This is a genomic window from Flavobacterium hibisci (assembly GCF_020026925.1).
GTDB lineage: Bacteria > Bacteroidota > Bacteroidia > Flavobacteriales > Flavobacteriaceae > Flavobacterium > Flavobacterium hibisci.
The window spans coordinates 477,345-496,981 of record NZ_JAIQDW010000001.1 but is presented as its reverse complement, the minus strand read 5'-3'; the positions used below and the strand labels follow the sequence as shown (position 1 = coordinate 496,981).

Annotated in this window: 16 protein-coding genes; 11 read left to right on the top strand and 5 right to left on the bottom strand. The window is 34.0% G+C overall.

All coding sequences use genetic code 11. The features are described from left to right. Positions 1–4 precede the first annotated feature (4 nt). The 3 genes from K8B81_RS01825 to K8B81_RS01815 all read left to right on the top strand — a co-directional run bounded on the left by K8B81_RS01825 (position 5) and on the right by K8B81_RS01815 (position 5,264). The gene (locus tag K8B81_RS01825) at positions 5–3,172 is read left to right on the top strand and encodes an efflux RND transporter permease subunit (protein ID WP_223678458.1); all 3,168 of its coding nucleotides are present in this window, start codon (positions 5–7) and stop codon (positions 3,170–3,172) included. Positions 3,173–3,187: 15 nt separating this feature from the next. Next, a complete protein-coding gene (locus K8B81_RS01820) occupies positions 3,188–4,591 on the top strand; it encodes an efflux transporter outer membrane subunit (protein ID WP_223678456.1) in 1,404 nt (467 codons plus the stop codon). 178 nt (positions 4,592–4,769) lie between these two features. Beyond that, the gene (locus K8B81_RS01815) at positions 4,770–5,264 is read left to right on the top strand and encodes a hypothetical protein (RefSeq protein WP_223678454.1); all 495 of its coding nucleotides are present in this window, start codon (positions 4,770–4,772) and stop codon (positions 5,262–5,264) included. Positions 5,265–5,311: 47 nt separating this feature from the next. On the opposite strand, the gene K8B81_RS01810 is transcribed toward K8B81_RS01815, so the two are convergent. The 3 genes from K8B81_RS01810 to K8B81_RS01800 are packed head-to-tail and all read right to left on the bottom strand — an operon-like array spanning position 5,312 to position 6,787. Further along, positions 5,312–6,256 (bottom strand): HipA domain-containing protein, encoded by a 945-nt coding sequence (locus K8B81_RS01810; RefSeq protein WP_223678452.1) that lies wholly within the window; start codon positions 6,254–6,256, stop codon positions 5,312–5,314. Further along, on the bottom strand, positions 6,253–6,582 hold the full coding sequence (locus tag K8B81_RS01805) for a HipA N-terminal domain-containing protein (protein WP_223678450.1): 330 nt from the start codon (positions 6,580–6,582) through the stop codon (positions 6,253–6,255). Before K8B81_RS01805 ends, K8B81_RS01810 begins: the two co-directional genes overlap by 4 nt. Next, complete coding sequence (locus tag K8B81_RS01800) at positions 6,569–6,787, bottom strand: helix-turn-helix transcriptional regulator (protein WP_394370712.1); 219 nt, start codon at positions 6,785–6,787, stop codon at positions 6,569–6,571. Before K8B81_RS01800 ends, K8B81_RS01805 begins: the two co-directional genes overlap by 14 nt. Positions 6,788–7,040: 253 nt before the next feature. Here K8B81_RS01800 and K8B81_RS01795 point away from each other — a divergent pair, with 253 nt between their 5' ends. Beyond that, positions 7,041–7,406: a SpoIIAA family protein gene (locus tag K8B81_RS01795; RefSeq protein WP_223678446.1), complete on the top strand. Its 366-nt coding sequence runs from the start codon at positions 7,041–7,043 to the stop codon at positions 7,404–7,406. 32 nt (positions 7,407–7,438) lie between these two features. Beyond that, on the top strand, positions 7,439–8,218 hold the full coding sequence (gene ku, locus K8B81_RS01790; protein WP_223678443.1) for a non-homologous end joining protein Ku: 780 nt from the start codon (positions 7,439–7,441) through the stop codon (positions 8,216–8,218). On the opposite strand, the gene ligD is transcribed toward ku, so the two are convergent. Continuing rightward, positions 8,215–10,767, bottom strand: coding sequence for a DNA ligase D (gene ligD, locus K8B81_RS01785; RefSeq protein ID WP_223678441.1), 2,553 nt, complete (start codon positions 10,765–10,767; stop codon positions 8,215–8,217). The two genes, ku and ligD, sit on opposite strands and share 4 nt — an antisense overlap. Then, the gene (locus K8B81_RS01780; protein WP_223678438.1) at positions 10,754–11,236 is read right to left on the bottom strand and encodes a hypothetical protein; all 483 of its coding nucleotides are present in this window, start codon (positions 11,234–11,236) and stop codon (positions 10,754–10,756) included. Before K8B81_RS01780 ends, ligD begins: the two co-directional genes overlap by 14 nt. Before the next feature lie 572 nt (positions 11,237–11,808). Here K8B81_RS01780 and K8B81_RS01775 point away from each other — a divergent pair. The 6 genes from K8B81_RS01775 to fsa all read left to right on the top strand — a co-directional run bounded on the left by K8B81_RS01775 (position 11,809) and on the right by fsa (position 19,331). Next, on the top strand, positions 11,809–13,242 hold the full coding sequence (locus tag K8B81_RS01775) for an MFS transporter (protein WP_223678436.1): 1,434 nt from the start codon (positions 11,809–11,811) through the stop codon (positions 13,240–13,242). A gap of 31 nt (positions 13,243–13,273) precedes the next feature. Continuing rightward, positions 13,274–14,299, top strand: a complete 1,026-nt coding sequence (locus tag K8B81_RS01770; protein ID WP_223678434.1) for a glycoside hydrolase family 43 protein — start codon at positions 13,274–13,276, stop codon at positions 14,297–14,299. 226 nt (positions 14,300–14,525) lie between these two features. Beyond that, entirely contained in the window at positions 14,526–15,536 is a 1,011-nt protein-coding gene (locus K8B81_RS01765; protein ID WP_223678432.1) for a GntR family transcriptional regulator, read from the top strand. Positions 15,537–15,540: 4 nt separating this feature from the next. Then, positions 15,541–17,022, top strand: coding sequence for a xylulokinase (locus K8B81_RS01760; protein WP_223678423.1), 1,482 nt, complete (start codon positions 15,541–15,543; stop codon positions 17,020–17,022). 10 nt (positions 17,023–17,032) lie between these two features. Then, positions 17,033–18,358, top strand: coding sequence for a xylose isomerase (gene xylA, locus K8B81_RS01755; RefSeq protein ID WP_223678421.1), 1,326 nt, complete (start codon positions 17,033–17,035; stop codon positions 18,356–18,358). 316 nt (positions 18,359–18,674) lie between these two features. Next, entirely contained in the window at positions 18,675–19,331 is a 657-nt protein-coding gene (gene fsa, locus K8B81_RS01750; RefSeq protein ID WP_223678419.1) for a fructose-6-phosphate aldolase, read from the top strand. Positions 19,332–19,637: the final 306 nt, after the last annotated feature.

The window sequence follows — 19,637 nt, the reverse complement described above, 5'->3', positions numbered from 1 at the left end:
AAAGATGTTTAAAATATTTATACAAAGACCGGTACTTTCTACCGTAATATCGGTTATTATTGTCATTTTGGGGGTTTTAGGTCTTGTGGAGCTGCCTATTTCTCAATATCCGGATATTGCCCCTCCTACAGTAAACGTATCGGCAAGTTATACAGGAGCTAATGCTGATGTGGTTTTGAAAAGTATTGTTATTCCGTTAGAAGAACAAATCAATGGTGTAGAAAACATGACTTACATGACTTCTACAGCAACCAATGACGGAAATGCTTCTATCAAAATATACTTCAAAGTAGGGACAAATCCTGATTTAGCAGCGGTAAACGTTCAGAACAGGGTTTCAAGAGCAACGAGTTTATTACCCGTAGAGGTAACTCAGGCAGGTGTAACAGTTACGAAAAGTCAAAGTAGTAATTTGTTGATTTTTTCGTTGTATAGTGACGATAAAACGTATGATCAGACCTTTCTTCAAAATTATGCAAAGATTAATCTTGTTCCTCAAATCCAGCGTGTAGTTGGGGTGGGGGATGTAACGGTTTTTGGTGCCAAAGATTACTCGATGAGAATCTGGCTGAAACCAGATATCATGCAGCAATACAAACTGATTCCAAGTGATATTTCAGCAGCTTTGGCAGAACAGAATATTGAAGCCGCTCCGGGTAAATTTGGTGAAAACGGTAATCAGGCTTTTCAATATGTAATCAAATACAAAGGTCGTCTGACCAGTCCAAAAGAGTTTGAAGATATTGTGATCAAATCCGTTGGCAATGGGCAAATGCTTCGATTGAAAGATGTTGCCAAAGTTGAATTAGGCTCTTTAAGTTATGCTTCAACGATTAAAACAAACGGTGTAGAATCTGCAGCGATGGCAATCAGCCAGACTCCAGGATCTAATGCCCGTGACGTAATCAATAATTCCAAAAAACTAATTGAAGAAGCAGCAAAAAGCTTCCCGAAAGGAGTAAAATATACGCTTTTGGTGGACGTTAATGAAAATCTGGATGCTTCTATCGAAAAAGTAATCCATACCTTGATTGAAGCTTTTATTCTGGTTTTTATCGTAGTATTTATTTTCCTTCAGGATTTCAGATCTACGCTAATTCCGGCAATTGCGGTTCCCGTGGCGATTGTGGGAACGTTTTTCTTCCTGAGTCTTTTCGGATTTACGATTAACTTATTGACACTTTTTGCGATGGTGCTGGCTATTGGTATTGTGGTCGATGATGCGATTGTCGTCGTCGAGGCCGTACATGCCAAACTTGACCATGGTTATAAATCGGCTAAAAAAGCTACGATTGATGCAATGGATGAAATTTCAGGAGCCATTATTTCGATTACTCTTGTAATGGCTGCTGTATTTATTCCGGTTACATTTATTACAGGTTCTACCGGAGTTTTTTATAAACAATTTGGTATTACATTAGCAGTTGCCATTATTCTTTCTGCAGTAAATGCTTTGACTTTAAGTCCTGCTTTATGTGCATTATTATTAAAACCTCATGCAGATGATCATAAGCATAAAAGTTATTTACAAAGATTTTATACTGCTTTTAACGTTGCATTTGACAATGTAACTGGCAGATACAAACGTTCCGTTCAGTTTCTTTCAGTAGAAAAATGGATTGTTCTGGCCTCTATTCTTATAGCCGGTGCAGGATTGTTTTATATGATGAAAACAACTCCTTCAGCTTTCGTACCTGCGGAAGATCAGGGGACAGTTTTTGCGAATATCAGTTTACCGCCATCAGCATCTATGGAGCGTTCTGATAAAATTGCCAAACAAGTTGACAGTATTGCCAATACCATTCCGGGGGTCAAAAATACACTTCGCATCGTGGGGCAGAACTTTACAGCAGGAGCAGGTAGTGCCTACAGTATGGTTATTGTAAAACTGGAAACCTGGGACAAACGTGATTTAAGTGTTAATGATGTAATCGGACAGCTTTTTGCCAAAACAAGCGGGATTCGTGAAGCCAATATTTTCTTTATTTCCCCCCCAACCATTCAGGGATTTGGACAAAGTGGCGGATTCGAGTTTCAGTTGCAGGACAAAGGAGGTCATACCACAGCTGAATTCTTTAAAGTCAATACCGATTTTTTAGAAAAATTGTCAAAACGTCCTGAAATCCAATATGCAACAACCCCTTTTAATCCGGGTTTTCCTCAGTATATGATGGATATTAATCTTGCAAAAGCCAAAGATGCGGGAGTTTCTGTAAATTCAATTTTGTCTACGATGCAAGGTTATTATGGTGGCTTGTATGCTTCGAATTTTAATAAGTTTGGAAAACAATACCGTGTCATGATACAGGCATCGCCAGAGTTTAGGACGAATACTCAAGGATTAAATAAAATTTTTGTCCGAAACAGTTCAGGCAACATGGCGCCAATTACCGAATTTGTAAAAATGACCAGGGTTTTCGGACCAGAATCTATTTCGAGATTTAACTTGTTCACGTCAATTTCGATTACAGGTGCTCCAAATCCAGGATTTAGTTCCGGAGATGCAATTAAGGCTATCCAGGAAGTAGCTGCAGAGAATCTTCCAGCAGGTTATGGCTACGAATTTTCAGGATTAACGCGTGAGGAATTAGCCTCAGGAAGTGAAACCATTTTTATCTTTATTTTATGTCTGGTCTTTGTTTACTTTTTATTGAGTGCACAATACGAAAGTTATATTTTGCCGTTTGCCGTTTTATTCTCTATTCCGTTTGGACTGGCAGGAGCGTATTTGTTTTCGATTATATTCAAACTGAACAGTAACATTTACCTGCAGATTTCCTTAATCATGCTAATCGGACTTTTAGCAAAGAACGGTATTTTGATTGTCGAATTTGCTTTAGACAGAAGGAGAAAAGGGTTACCAATTGTTCAGGCGGCAATTGAAGGTGCTGTAGCACGTTTGCGTCCAATTTTGATGACTTCATTTGCATTTATCCTCGGACTTGTTCCGTTGATGTTTGCTTCAGGTGCAGGTGCGGTCGGGAATAAATCAATTGGTACCGGAGCTGTTGGCGGAATGTTAATCGGAACTATTTTGGGAGTATTTGTTATTCCGGTTTTGTTTATCATCTTCCAGACTTTACAGGAAAAAATCAGCGGACCAGCAAAAGATGGTTATGATGATGAAAACGATGAAGACGAAATTCATTTACTTGAAGCGCACAAAGAATAATTTAATTAAGAAGAAATGACTCATAGTTCAAATAAATATATTTTTTTATTGGCTGCGACGGTACTTTTGAGTGCGTGTGCAGTTAAAAAATACGAACGTCCGGCAACTGTCTCGACAGAAAAGCTCTTTCGTGATGAAACTTCGGCAGATTCGACGACAATGGCAAATATGCCGTGGCAAAGTGTTTTTAAAGATCCAAAACTTTCTGCTTTAATTCAGAAAGGAATCGACCAGAATCTCAACCTGAAAAATGCTATCGAAAATATTGTTCAGGCCCGTGCTGCTTTGCGCCAAAGCAAATTGGCGTATTATCCCAATTTAAATCTTGATGCCAGTGTTACCCGCAACAAACAATCAGAAGCGGGACTTAACTTTCCACCCGGAATAAATATTAATACCTTAACTACAACCTATAAATTAGGTTTAAACACTTCCTGGGAAGCAGATATCTGGGGGAAATTAAGCAGCTCAAAAAGAGCAGCTTTAGCCTCTTATCTGGCGACTGATGCAGCAAAACAAGCCGTTCAGACACAATTGATTTCGGATATTGCCAACAATTATTTTCTATTGATGGCTTATGATAAACAACTGTCTATCACACAGAAAACGCTGGAAAGCCGTATTGAAAATGTTGAAACAATAAAACTATTAAAAGAAGGAGCAATCGTAACCGGTGCAGCTGTAGTACAAAGTGAGGCAAACCGTTACGCTGCCGAAGTTTCAATACCGGATTTAAAACAAAGAATACGAGAAACCGAAAATGCTTTGAATATTTTAATTGCACAAGCGCCCGGACCAATTGAAAGAGGGATTTTAGATGATCAGCCAATGCCTGAGAATATTAAAACAGGTTTATCATCACAACTGCTTCAAAACCGTCCGGATGTGCGTCAGGCCGAATTCAATTTCAGAGCTGCTTTCGAAAGTACCAACCTGGCACGTACCTATTTCTATCCAAGCCTTACGCTGACAGCCAGTGGCGGACTTTCTAGTTTACAGTTAAAGGACTTCTTTGACCGTTCAATATTTTATTCCATTATAGGAGGATTGACGCAGCCACTTTTCAATCAGGGGCAAAACAAAGCCAGACTGACAACTGCACAATCAAAACAATTACAAGCTTATAATAATTTCCAACAAAGCTTATTGGTAGCAGGTCAGGAAGTATCTAATTCTTTGTATACCTACCAAATGGCGACAGACAAACTCGAATCAAGAGCCAGACAAATCGAAAATTTAGAGAAAGCAGTCGATTACACCCGTCAACTCTTAGAATATAGTTCTGCAACCAATTATACTGATGTATTAACTTCTGAACAAAATCTTCTGTCAGCACAATTAAGCGGCGTAAATGATAATTTGCAAAGACTTCAGGCCATAGTTGAATTATACAGGGCTTTGGGTGGAGGATGGAAATAAACAGTTCAATATAAAATTAACGTCTCGATTCTGAGGCGTTTTTTTGTCTTTATATCGGTTATAAAGCGCTGTACGTCGTCTTTTTTAGTGCTTTCGTATATAGGGAGTTGATAAATTAAAATATTGGCATTAATTTAGATTAGGCTATAAATGAAGTTAATAATTAAAAACAAAAAAGATGAAAAAGATAGTATTCGCCCTAGCACTTTTTATGAGTGTCTTGGCACATTCACAGGTTTCAGTTAATGTAAATATTGGTACACCACCAAACTGGGGGCCAGTAGGATATGATGACAGCAGATATTATTATTTGCCTGATATTGATATTTATTATGATGTAACTCAAAGCCAGTATATTTATTTTAATAATGGAGTTTGGGTTAGAGAAAGAAGAGTACCTGCCCGATACAGAAATTACGATTTCTATTCAGGCTACAAAGTGGTTTTAAGAGATTACAGAGGAAGTAAACCTTATAGTTATCATTCTAAACACAGAGCAGCTTATCCAAAAGGATATGTTGGAAAACCTCAAAAAAACAGAGGCCCAAAACCAGATAAAATTTATAAGTCTGAAGGAAGATATAATTCTCATGGTCATAACAACGGAAACGGTAAAGGAAAAGGAAATCCTAAAAATGATCACAACCATTCTCATGGCAAGGGTAAACATTAATTATTTTTATAAAACAATCGCGCCTCCAAAACTGGAGGCCCGATTGTTTATAATTCTAATCTTTTGAATCGTATTTCAATTAATTCTTTATAAATTTTCTTGAAATCCTCACTTAAAAAACTTTTGTCAATTAGAATAAACCACTTTTCTTTTGACTTTTTCATCTTATTGAAAATATTTTCTTGTTGTTTTTTCTCCAGATTTAAGTTTGCAAATGCAATCATGAAATCGTTTTTTGTTATTTTTTTCTTTTTACCATTTAATGTTAAAGCCATATCTTCATCATCTTCAGGATTGACAATTGAAGTAGCAACCATGTCATAAGCAGGAGAAAGTACAAAACCTGTTTTAGGCTGGTTTAGTAAAGAAAAATTTTTGAGATGCATATCTGCATTTCCAGTAAGAAATGAAAAAACGATTTGTTCAAAAAAATTAACAACGTCTAAACCTGGATTAACAGAACATTTTAAAATAGCTTTTGCAATTTGTTCATATGATCCATGGTATTTGTTTTCAGTTAGCCTTTCAGTTAACTGGCACATATCTTCCATATGTAGCTTTTCTTTTTTACTACGATCGATTCTTTTAGTTATGTAGGCTAGCTTGCCTGATTTAAGTTTTATTAAACTATGCGGAACTACTTTAATTTTAGCAGCATCTGCTAAATGCATTGTCAAATCTTCAATTTCAGGTAACTGTATGTAATTTGGTGTTGGAGGCTTAAGGATATATTCACCCCAAAGTCCAACAATTGTAAATTTTTTAGGCTGATTATGATTTGCATTTGAAGTTAAGTCTAAAGATAGTTTTGGCTGTACTCCCGTAACAGCAATTTGACTTTGGACAATTTGTAATGCGAGTTCCTCTATTTGTGTTTCTGAATAGGGAAGTTCCGGCGGGATAGTTGTACCGAAGATTTTTTTACTACATGAAGAATGGAAATCTGTTTCATTTTCCTCCAGACTTTCATAACAATATAAGCACTGTTTCATATTTCTTCTTTGTTTATTGGATAAACACTAACTGCTCCAATACAATCTCTACAGCAAGATAATAATAAACCCATTCGATCCCTTGGATTTAATTTCCAGTTTTTTTCGGCAATATCAAGTAGCCAGCCTTCAGGAATTAGTCCATCAAAAAAAGGAAACAAAATTTTGCTGGTGTAAATACCATTCTGAATAGGTAATGTCAGGCTTATTGCTTCAGGTTGGGTACCTTCAACATAAGCTCTGTCATAAAAAAAATGGTATCCATTTTCATCCTGAGAAAGCCATCCTGCAGTTTTATCATGCATTTTTATTTCAGCCTTTATCATCTTCGTTATAATTTATTGGCACGGCGCCTAATTGATAACCAAATAATTGCAAGACCTGATTTACTTTATCTAAGCGGACAGTATCTTTGCCTTGTTCTAAATCCCTTATAAAACGCAACCCCACCCCAGCTTTCTCAGCCAATTCTGGCTGGGTAAGATTTGTAGAACTTCTCTTTTCTTTTATAAATTGACTTAATTTCATAATTAATATACCTTATCGGGTATAAATATAATTATTTTTATTAAATTATACCCTATAGGGTATAGAAAATAAATTTTATTATTAATTATACCTTATCGGGTATAAATTAATAAAAGATTAAGAACGAAATATAGATTGATTTTGTATCAACTCAAAGACTAAAAGTATAGATATTTTATAATCTTTGAATAATATAATGTAAAAAAAATCTGTAATGTAATTTTAAATTTGTTTGTGAAATTTAAATAATATAAACATGATACACATAATTGATACACCCGATAATATAGTTGCTTTTAGGGCTCTCGCAGAAGTAACTAAAGATGATTTTCAGGCAACTGTTGTCCCTGCTATAGATAATTTGGTAAAAAGAATCAATGAAATTAATTTTTTGCTTGTATTAGATACCGATATCGGAAACTTTACTGCTGGTGCCTGGTTACAAGATGCGTTAATCGGACTAAAACATTTAGGAAAATGGAACAGGGCAGCAATTGTTACAGATACAGAAGAAATTATTTCATTTACAAATGGTTTCAGCTATGTTGTTCCGGGAGAATTTCGTGGCTTTAAAAAAGCTGAATTTAACAAAGCCCTGAATTGGGTTGAAGGAAATATTTAATTCCTGAAAAGGCATCTTTAAAATTATTCATTATGAGATCAATATGGACAGGTTCAATTAGTTTCGGATTAATTAATATTCCGGTGAAATTATTTTCTGCGGTTCAGGAGAGCAGTCTTGACATGGATATGCTCGATAAAAAAGATCATGCCAATATCAAATTTAAACGGGTAAATGAAAATACAGGTAAAGAAATTGATTTTTCTAATATTGTAAAGGGCTATAAAATTGACGATAAGTATGTAGTACTTGAAGATTCAGATTTTGAAGCTGCAGATGCTGTTAAAACAAAGACGATTGATATTCAGAGTTTTGTTGAGGAGAAAGAGATTGCAAGTCTTTATTATGAACAGCCCTATTATCTTGAACCTGACAAAGGTGCAATGAATGCCTATGCCTTGCTTCGTGATGCACTTGCTGCTTCAGGAAAAGTTGGAATTACAAGTTTCGTAATGCGTAACAAGGAAGGTCTTGCTATTTTAAAACCGTATAAAAATGTTATTGTTTTAAACCGAATCCGTTTTGAACAAGAAATTCGTGCTACGGATGAATTAAAACTTCCGCCGGTTTCTAAGGCAAAAACCAAAGAAATTGATATGGCGAATAAATTGATTGAACAGTTGACTGAAAAGTTTGATATCAGCAATTTTAAAGACGAATATACTGCTAAGCTTTTAGATATCATCAAAAAGAAAGCTAAAGGAAAAGCACCTAAAAAACCTGCAAAACTGAAAGTAGTTCATAAACAGGGTGATAGCTTAATTGATATGCTCAAAGCTAGTTTAGAGACCAAAAAGAAAAAATCTTCTTAATCTTTTTGGTCTTCAATTTTTTTCAGAATCTTTTTAATATTGGCTCCTTTTGATAAAACAGGAGTCCACAAATCACCTTTTTTCTCAAATCTTTTTAATACGTTTTTAATTGTAAATTGCGAAGGATGCAGTTTGCTGTTTACTTCGCTCCATTCTAATGGTGTTGAAACCGTAGCACCCGGTTTGGGTCTTACAGAATAGGGCGCAGCTAAAGTCTGACCGATTCTGTTCTGTAGATAATCGATATAAATTTTATGGTTTCTCTTTTTGATGCTGCGTTCCAAAGAGGTAGTTTCCGGCAATCTCGATTGAACTTGCTGTGCAATTAGTTCTCCTAAAATTTTTACCGAATCATAATCGTATTGCGCACCAAGCGGAATGTAAACATGAAGTCCCGAAGCACCTGAAGTTTTGCAATAACATTCTGTTTCTAGTCCATCCATAACATCTTTCACAACTAAAGCTGTTTCGACAACAACAGAAAAATCTTGTTGATCGGGGTCAATATCGATTACGAGCCAGTCGGGATTTTCGATATTTTGAATGGTCGAATTCCATGGATTGATTTCGATACAGCCTAAATTAGCCATATAAATAAGTGTTTCTTTGTTGTTGCAAATCAAATAGTTAATATTTTCATTATTTGATTCAGAAAAGATTTTTTTAGTTTTTAGCCAGGAAGGTGTTTTGTCTGTATCAACATCTTTTTGATAGAAACTTGGAGCATCAATCCCATTTGGATATCGGTTCATCGATTCAGGACGATTTTTAAGATATGGCAATATCAAATCGGCTACTTCATTATAATACTGGACAACATCTCCTTTACTAATGCCGTCTTTCGGAAAATATATTTTGTTCTGATTGGTTAAATGAAGTACCGTTTTACCAATTTTCAAATCATAATCGTTTTCAATTTTATTTTTGGTTTTATTTTTTTTGGTTTCAGTTTCCATAGCTTCTTCTTTTGGTTCTAAATTCTGGTTTTTAATATTGTAAGGAGTAAAAACCTCGCTGGCTTTTTTGTCTATTCGCAATCCTAGATATACAGGATGCCTTAGGTGTTTGTCTTGTGTCCATTCAGAAAACTTAACCTGGCAGACTATTTTTGGTTTAACCCATTGTATTTTGTCACGTAATCCTGTTTTTTCTGTCAGTGTTGCATTATCAGTGAAGTATGGCTTTAGTTTGTTATATAATTCTTTTAGGGTGTCTTCTGTAAAACCTGTTCCGCATTTCCCTATAAAATGCAATTTTTTACCATAGTATTGGCCTAGCAATATTGCTCCAAAAAACTTCCGTGAGTTTTTAGGTTCCGTTATTCCAATGATAATCGCTTCTTCCTGATTTGATGCTTTTATTTTTAGCCAGTCGTTAGTTCGCCTGTTAACCTGGTAAGTACTGTCAGCTTTTTTAGCGACGATACCTTCTTCTTTGTTTTTAATGGCAAGATCAAATAATTCCATTCCGTTTTCAATTATATGATCCGAATAAAAAACATTTGTAAAATTATATTTATTGAAAAGGATTTTCAGGAGTTCTTTTCTGTCAACCAGCGATAATTCTGTAATTGAATTTCCATCCAGATTCAAAAGATCAAAAACATAATATTTCAACTCTCCGGAACCTGTTTTTAGGTAATTTTGAAGTAACTGAAAATTTGCTTTCCCTGATTCATCCTCAACTACCACTTCACCATCTAAGATAGCCGTATGATCTATTTTTTTTAAATCTTGAGCCACAGCTTTAAAATTGCGGTTAAAAGAAATTTCATTGCGACTGAATAACTCTATTTCAGGAGGATTTATTACAGCAATAGTACGATATCCGTCGTATTTTTTTTCAAAAATCCAGTCGGGATCATTAAAAGTTTTTTCTTTTATATTTGCTAACATCGGTTTAACAAAAGTTGCTTTTTCAGCCAAATCATTCTTTTTTTTTGAAGGTGTTTCTTTTTTGGCAGCAGGAACAGCTTTTTTAGATTTTTTCTCCAGTTCTTCCAAAGATCGTTTGGAGAGTATCGATTTATTTTTTTCTAAAATATCGGCATCCGTTGCATATTTGTCATTTTTTTTGATTAACAGCCAGGCATTTTCCTGTTTTCCTTTTAGTTTTACCAAAGAAAATTCTCCTTTAAGTTTTTTGCCTTTTAAAATAAAACTTAAACGGCCTTTTTTGAGATCAGCCAACATCGCTTTTTCCTGACTCGTTGTTTTCTTGTCATAAATATAAGTTCCGTTATCCCAAACAATTACATTTCCTGCTCCGTAATTGCCTTCGGGAATGGTACCTTCAAAATCTTTATAGCTGTACGGATGATCTTCAACCATCATAGCCAGACGCTTGTCATCGGGATTCATTGACGGTCCTTTAGGAACAGCCCAGCTTTTTAAAACTCCGTTCATTTCAAGTCTAAAATCATAATGGAGGTGAGAAGCGGCATGTTTTTGTACGACAAAAATAAGTTCGCTTTCAGACTTTTCAACCTTTCCCTTTGGTTCCTTAGTTTGCTTAAAATCTCTTTTCTGATTGTATTTAGATAGTGACATTGGACTTCGCGATTAAGATGATGGTTAAAGTGAGATAATAAAACAATGCTGCTACAAGACCAAAAATGATGTGGGCAAAGAAAAGCTGAATATAATAGCCTTTAAAATCAATAGCAGGCTTATAATCAGCTAATTTAAATAGTACCATCCAGCCTGCAATTCCAATAATTCCGCATATGCTTCCTAATAGAAATGCATTGAATATGGATAAACTTAAAATGTCATTAAACCATAAAAGATGGTATATAAAAACAAATATAAATCCAATAAAATAATGTAATAGCCACGCTAAAATTGCTTTTCCTTTGTCTGAAACATCAATTTTTAGCTGCTTTAAGAGAAATGTTAAAAGTACAGGTTCTTTATACAGTTCCCTGAAACTTGCTGATACAGCATAGCTGAACAGGGTCATAGCAGATGTTGCTGCAATTGTGGCTATTAAAATTTGTAAAATGGCATAGATATCCATAATTATATTATTTAATCATTAATACATCAGGATGAAAAATTTCGTGTTTTAGCTAAACATTAAATTTTATTATTTGAAATGATTTATACTAATCGTAAAAGAAATTAAAAATGCTAAAAAGGTGTAAAATGAATTTTTGGTATATCAAATTTATACTCCTAAATAGATTTTTATTTATACAATTAAGATACTTACTTTATATAATTACAAGTTTTAAAAGTGACATAGGCATTTGAAATTGAGTATTTGACTCAAGATGATATTGCTAAATATTAATTGCAAAATATCTTAATTTATTTAAGAATGGGGGAAGTTTACAGCTATGATTTATTTATTATGTTCAGATTTAACTAAGAAGATAAAATCCCATAATACTCATACAACCGATTGTAATGTTTAGTTTTTTGCCTGTAAGTTTATTATATAACAATTTGTCATAAAAATATATTTTTAAAATATTTTACACAACCGATTGTTTTTATTATTACTTTAGCGCCAAATTAAAATAGCAAAGTAGTATTTAATATTGTATTCAAAACTAAACTAACTAATATAACCACATAATTAAAATAATGAATTTATCTTCTCAAAAATTATCTATTAAAGAAAAAATAGGGTACAGTCTGGGTGATTTAGCAGCGAACTTAGTTTTTCAGACCTTAATGACATATCTGGCTTATTTTTATACAGATATATACGGATTATCACCAACACATTCATCTATAATTATGTTGATTGTAGGGCTCATTGCAGCTTTTGTATTTAATCCCATAATTGGTGCACTTGCTGACAGGACTCATACAAAATGGGGTAAATTTCGTCCCTGGATTTTATGGACATCTGTTCCTTTAGGCTTTATTGCTCTTTTAGCGTTTACAACACCTGATTTTTCGTATCAGGGTAAAGTAATTTATGCAATTCTGACTTATTCATTTCTTTTATTGTTTTATGCAGCTAATAATTTGCCTTATTCAGCTTTAAGCGGTGTTATAACAGGAGATATGGGAGAGAGAAACAGTATGTCTTCATATCGTTTTGTTGCTGTGATGTTTGCTCAGTTTTTTGTTCAGGTTTTTATGCTTGGCATTATTAAAAGTGCCGGCAATGGTGATAAAGCAATTGGTATCGAAAAAGTAATGACTGCTTTAGCAATAATTGGAACTATCATGCTGCTAATAACTTTTGTAACTACTAAAGAACGAATCGTACCAAAACCAGAACAAAAATCAAGTGTAAAAGAGGACTTATTAGATTTAGCCAAAAATAAGCCATGGATTATTATGCTGGCGCTTACTTTATTGGTTTTTATAACACTGGCAATTAAAGGAGGTTCTTATGTGTATTATTTTGAGAATTATGTAAATAAACAGGAACTCGCCAGTTTTATACAGCCTATCTTAGATTTTCTTTCAGTAATAGGGCTGAATACTTTTGGGAATGATCCTATTTCTGCCGGATTTGGTTTGTTTAATGCAGGAGGTATTATCTTTATGATAGTCGGAATAACATTGTCAAAAAGATTTGCTGACAAGTATGGTAAAAGAAATGTTTTTAGACTCTTTTTATTTATTTCTACCTTATTTGTTATTGCTTTTTATTTCTTTTCTCCAACCTCAGTGAGCCTAATGTTTTTTTCTCAGATTTTTCATGGGTTTTTCTACGGAATTACGATTCCATTGCTTTGGGCAATGATTGCAGATGTAGCTGATTATTCTGAATGGAAAAATAACCGTCGTGCAACAGCGATTATATTTTCGGCAATGATGGTGGGATTAAAAGCAGGATTAAGTATTGGAGGCGCGTTAACAACATCACTTTTAGGACATTTTGATTATGTTCCAAATTCAGCACAACAAACAGATATTGCCATTAATGGTATTAAATTATTAGTAAGCATTTTTCCGGCAATACCTTTTTTAATTGGTGTAGGATTATTGTTTTTCTATGAAATTGACAAAAAAATGGAAGTACAGATCGAGGCTGATTTAAAAGAACGAAGATTATAAAATTATACTATCATTTAAAACAAAAGAAACTATGCCTGAGGATAGCATTGAACACATTAATTTTGAGGTAATCAATAAAATTGCCATATCAGAACCATTAGTTAAACATATGTACACGGCCGATCCTTCGGCACATGTATTTAACGGAAAAATATATATATATCCATCGCACGACATTGATGCCGGTATTCCTTTTAACGATAACGGTGACCATTTTGGTATGGAGGATTATCATGTGTTCTCTATGGAAAGTATAGATTCTGAAGTAATAGACAATGGAGTTGCATTGCATGTGAAGGATGTTCCATGGGCTCAGAAACAAATGTGGGCTCCTGATGCTGCCTGTAAGAATGGTAAATATTATTTGTATTTTCCGGCCAAACGTGCCGATGGAATTTTCCAGATTGGAGTTGCTATAAGCGATTCTCCCACTGGTCCATTTATTCCGGAACCGGAAGCAATTAAGGGCAGTTATTCAATTGATCCTGCAGTTTTTGAAGACGAAGATGGAAAATTTTATCTTTATTTTGGAGGAATTTGGGGTGGCCAGCTTCAAAAATACCGAAACAATAAATTCTCTGAAGTAAATGAAGAACCGGGTGAAAATGAGCCTGCATTAGGACCAATAGTAGGGATGCTTACAGATGATATGACTCAATTTAATGAGTCTCCCAGAGAAATTAAAATCCTTGATAAAAATGGCGATGTGTTATTAGCCGGAAATAATGAGCAGCGTTTCTTTGAAGGTCCATGGATGCACAAATACAATGGTAAGTATTATTTTTCATATTCTACTGGTGATACTCACTTTATTTGTTATGCAATTGGAGATAATCCATATGGCCCATTTACGTATCAGGGGAGGATTTTGAATCCTGTAATTGGCTGGACTTCACATCATTCTATCTGTGAAGTGGATGGGAAATGGTATCTTTTTTATCATGATTCAAGTCTTTCAAAAGGGGTAACCCATTTGAGATCGATAAAAGTAACTGAAATTACTTATAATGAAGATGGCTCGATAAATACAATTGATCCATACAGAAAAGAAATGTAAGCATTTGATTTTATAATTCTAATCAAATTATAGCTAGTCATGTACAACTAAAAGCATATTTTATATTTAAATTTTTAGAAAATAAGAATGAAATATGCTTTTGAGTTGTTATAATTTATTGATTATTTGATATAGTCCTTTTTTTTAAAAGAAAAAATATACAGAAAATATTTTTTTTAAATAAACAAAATATTTAAATTAGCAGACCAGAACAGAACGGAACAGTATGCTAAACGAAGAACAGGAAAAGTTTGTATTTGTAATTAATCATGATAGTGATATTCCGAAATACCAGCAATTGGTTAACGGCATAAATAATGCGATTGCAGAGAACATTTTACAGAAAGGGGATTTGCTTCCGTCCGTAAATGCCATTTGCAAAGAAAATCAGTTGTCAAGAGATACTGTTTTTAAAGCATATTCAATTTTAAAAGATCAGAAAATAATTGATTCTGTTCCGAATAAGGGATACTATGTTTCAGGGGAAACAAGAAAAGTGCTTTTGGTATTAGATACTTTCAAAGCATATAAAGAGGTTTTATATCACTCATTTGTGAATAATTTACCTGATAATATTATTACTGATGTACAATTTCATCATTATAATATTGAAGTTTTTAAAACGATTATCAACAATAGTGTCGGAAAGTATTATAAATATGTAGTAATGAATTTTGATGATAAAGAGGTGTCATCAATTTTATCCGCTATTTCGAATGATAAATTGCTTTTGATTGACTGGAATATACATTCGAAAAAAGAAAATAATTATGTTTTTCAGGATTTTGGAAAAGCATTTTACAGTGCATTAAAAGAAGCAGTTGATTTGTTTAAAAAATATAAAAGCATCTGTTTTGTTTATCCGGATTACACGAATCATCCAAAAGAAACACTGGAGAGCTTTAAGAAATTCTGTATCGATTTTAATTTTAAAAATGAAATCATTACAGATTCGAAAAAGTTTAGTATTGAAAAAGGAGTCGCTTATATAAGTATCAGCGACCGCATTTTAGGTCATTTTTTAGAACAATGCAAAGAGAAAGAATTCGAGCCTGGTCAGGATGTTGGCTTTTTGTCTTATAATGAAACGCCAATGAAAAAATTTATTTATAAAGGAATTTCAGTTATTTCAACTGATTTTAAAGAAATAGGAACAAAAGCAGCAGCATTTATTACAAATGACGAAGTAATTCAGTGTTACGTACCAACAAGTTTAATATTAAGAGAATCATTATAAAATTATGTATTATATAGGATATGATATCGGAAGCTCTTCGGTCAAGGTTGGCCTGGTGGAAGCAGCAACGGGAAAAAAAGTAATTGTATTAAACGAGCCGCAAAACGAAATGGAAATTTCGTCATTACAGCCAGACTGGGCAGAACAGGATCCCGAAATGTGGTGGCAATACATTTGTACAGCAACGAAAAGAGCAATAAAGGAAGCTAATATTGACGCTTCTAAAATTCAGGGAATTGGTATTTCTTATCAAATGCACGGACTGGTTATTGTAGACAAAGACGGCAAATCCCTGCGTAACTCTATCATCTGGTGTGACAGCCGCGCTGTTGAAATAGGAAACAAAGCTTATACTGAAATCGGAGCTGAAAAATGTGCTGAACATTTGTTGAATTCGCCAGGGAATTTTACTGCTTCAAAATTGAAATGGGTTAAAGAAAATGAACCTCAGGTTTACAGTAAAATTGCTAAATACATGCTTCCTGGAGATTACATCGCTTTGAAATTAACCGGCGAGGTAACAACAACTAAAAATGGGTTGTCTGAAGGAATGCTTTGGGATTACAAAGAAAATAAAGTAGCGGACTGGCTTTTGGATTATTACGAAATCGATCCATCACTTACGCCAAATATTGTAGAAAATTTTACAAATCAGGGCATAGTTACCGAAAAAGGTTCACAGGAATCAGGTCTTCCTGCCGGAATTCCAATTGTTTACAGAGCAGGAGATCAGCCTAACAATGCATTATCACTTAATGTATTGCGTCCTGGAGAAGTCGCGGCAACAGGAGGTACATCTGGTGTTTTTTATGCTGTTACTGAAACCAATTCTGGTAAAAGTACTCGTGTGAACAACTTCGTTCATGTTAATTATGCTGAATCAAATCCGAGAGTTGGAAAATTGCTGAATATAAACGGAGCCGGAATCCAATACAGATGGATGCGTAACAACATAGGAAGTGAGTCATATGAAGAGATGAATGAAAAAGCATCTCAGGTAAATGTGGGTTCACAAGGATTAGTTGTTATTCCGTTTGGAAATGGTGCCGAAAGAATGTTCAACAATAAAAATATCGGATCTCATATTTTGAATCTGAATTTTAATATCCATACCAACGCTCACTTATACAGAGCATCTTTAGAAGCAATTGCGTTTTCGTTTGTGTATGGAATGGAATGCTTGAAAGATGATAATGCGAAAATCAATGTAATCAGAGCCGGGAATGATAATTTATTCCGTTCAGAAATTTTCTCTAACACAGTTGCAACATTAATCGGACACGAAATAGAAATTTACAATACTACCGGAGCTGTTGGAGCTGCCAGAGCTGTAGGTTTAACTGATGGGGACTTCGAAAAGTTTGGTTCAGCAATTACAACCAATGATCACGTAATGACCTTTTTACCTTTAAAAAACAAAGAGGAATATGAAAAGGCATATCAAAACTGGAAAAAAGAATTAGAATTAATATTAACAAATAAATAAAAAAAATAAAATGATAACTTTAGGAAATAAAGAATACTACAAAGGTATTGGTGAAATTAAATTTGAAGGAAAAGAATCAGATAATCCTTTAGCATTTAAATATTACAACCCGGATCAGGTTGTAGCCGGAAAAACAATGCGTGAGCACTTTAGATTTGCAATCGCTTACTGGCATACATTCTGTGGACAAGGTAGCGATCCATTCGGACCAGGGACACAAAATTTTGCATGGGACCAATCTTCAGACCCTTATCAGGCTGCAAAGGATAAAGCAGATGCAGCTTTTGAATTTATCAGCAAAATGGGATTCGATTATTTCTGTTTCCACGATTACGATTTGATTGCTGAAGGAGCAACTTTCGCAGAATCAGAAAAACGCTTAGCATTCATTACAGAATACTTAAAAGAGAAAAAAGCAGCATCAGGGATTAAATTGCTTTGGGGAACTTCAAACTGTTTCTCTAATCCAAGATTCATGAACGGAGCGGCTACAAACCCAGATTTTAATGTTGTGGCAAGAGCTGGTGGACAAGTAAAATTAGCTTTGGATGCTACAATCGCTCTTGATGGTGAAAATTATGTATTCTGGGGAGGTAGAGAAGGTTATATGTCTTTATTGAATACAGATATGGGAAGGGAATTAGACCACATGGCACAATTCTTAACAATGTCAAGAGATTACGCAAGAGCACAAGGTTTTAAAGGAACTTTCTTTATTGAGCCAAAACCAATGGAACCATCTAAACACCAATACGATTTTGACTCTGCAACAGCAATTGGATTCTTAAAAGAGTACGGCTTAGACAAAGATTTTAAAATCAACATTGAAGTAAATCACGCTACATTGGCTCAGCACACTTTCCAACATGAAATTGAAGTTGCGGCAAAAGCAGGAATGTTAGGAAGTATTGATGCAAACAGAGGTGATTACCAAAATGGTTGGGATACCGACCAATTTCCAAATAACATTCAGGAAACTACTGAAGCGATGTTGGTATTCTTAAAAGCTGGCGGATTACAAGGTGGTGGAGTTAATTTTGATGCTAAAATCAGAAGAAACTCTACAGATTTAGAAGATGTTTTCTTAGCACACATTGGCGGAGCAGATACTTTTGCAAGAGCATTACTGACAGCTGATAAAATCATCACTTCTTCTCCTTACGAGAAATTAAGAAAAGAAAGATACAGCTCATTCGATTCAGGAAAAGGTAAAGATTTTGCTGATGGAAAATTAAACCTTAAAGATTTATACGATATCGCAAACCAAAATGGAGAACTAACGCTTCAAAGCGGTAAACAGGAATTGTTTGAAAACATCATCAATCAATACATTTAATTGATTTGATTAAAGAAACTTTTCGGTTATCAAAAACCGAAATCATGATTGTTTTGTAGTTTTTTATCTCTGGCAAATATTTTTGGTTAGTGTATTTGCCGGAGAAAATTCAGTGGATTACTTAGTAATTTTTGGCCGTTGATGTTAAATAATCAACGGTCATATCATTGGATTTTACAAAAAAATGGCTGAAACAAGTTTTTACGGTGATTTTCTTCACCATCTTTCGTAATACATAAAATTTATTTATTTCCAGTTCATTTATTGAATGAGGATTAAATACTATTAATAATCAAAAAAAAATAAACCACAACTAATGAAATTTTTTATAGACACCGCAAATTTAGAAGATATTAAAGAAGCCCAGACTATGGGAGTTTTAGACGGAGTTACAACAAATCCTTCATTGATGGCCAAAGAAGGCATTACAGGAAAAGATAATATTTTGAAGCATTATCTTGATATTTGCAATATTGTTGATGGAGATGTTTCTGCAGAAGTTATTTCTACAGATTATGAAGGAATGGTTAGGGAAGGAGAAGAACTGGCAGCTTTACATAAACAGATTGTTGTAAAACTACCTATGATTGGCGATGGCGTAAAAGCCTGCAAATATTTTTCTTCAAAAGGAATCAGAACGAATGTAACTTTGGTATTCTCGGCAGGTCAGGCGTTATTAGCTGCAAAAGCAGGGGCTACTTATGTTTCTCCTTTTTTAGGAAGATTGGATGATGTTTCTACAGATGGAATGAATCTAATTGCCGAAATCAGACAGATTTACGACAATTATAATTATGAAACACAGATACTTTCTGCCTCTGTAAGGCATACCATGCATATTGTAAATTGTGCCAAAATCGGATCAGATGTGATGACCGGACCTTTGTCTGCAATTAAAGGTTTATTAAAACATCCACTTACAGATATTGGTTTAAAGCAATTTGTTGAAGATGCAAAAAAAATGAATCTTTAAAAGTTTTAATTGTATTTTACTAAATCAAGTTGTTTGATAAAAAGGTAAAGGCAATTTCATAATTCTTATGTATAAAAAGTTTACACAAGATTTTAGATAAACTTTCTTTTAATTTTTTTAATGAAACCATATTAAATCTCAATTTCATGTGAGGTTTGATATGGTTTTTTTATTTTTAGTATAGTATATAGACTTAAATAGCTGAAAAAGCTTCAGCATTTTAACATTAAGAATAACTTCCTTTAATATAATTAAATAGGCTAATAATCCTGATAATATTCCCAAACAAAATTATCAATTTACCCT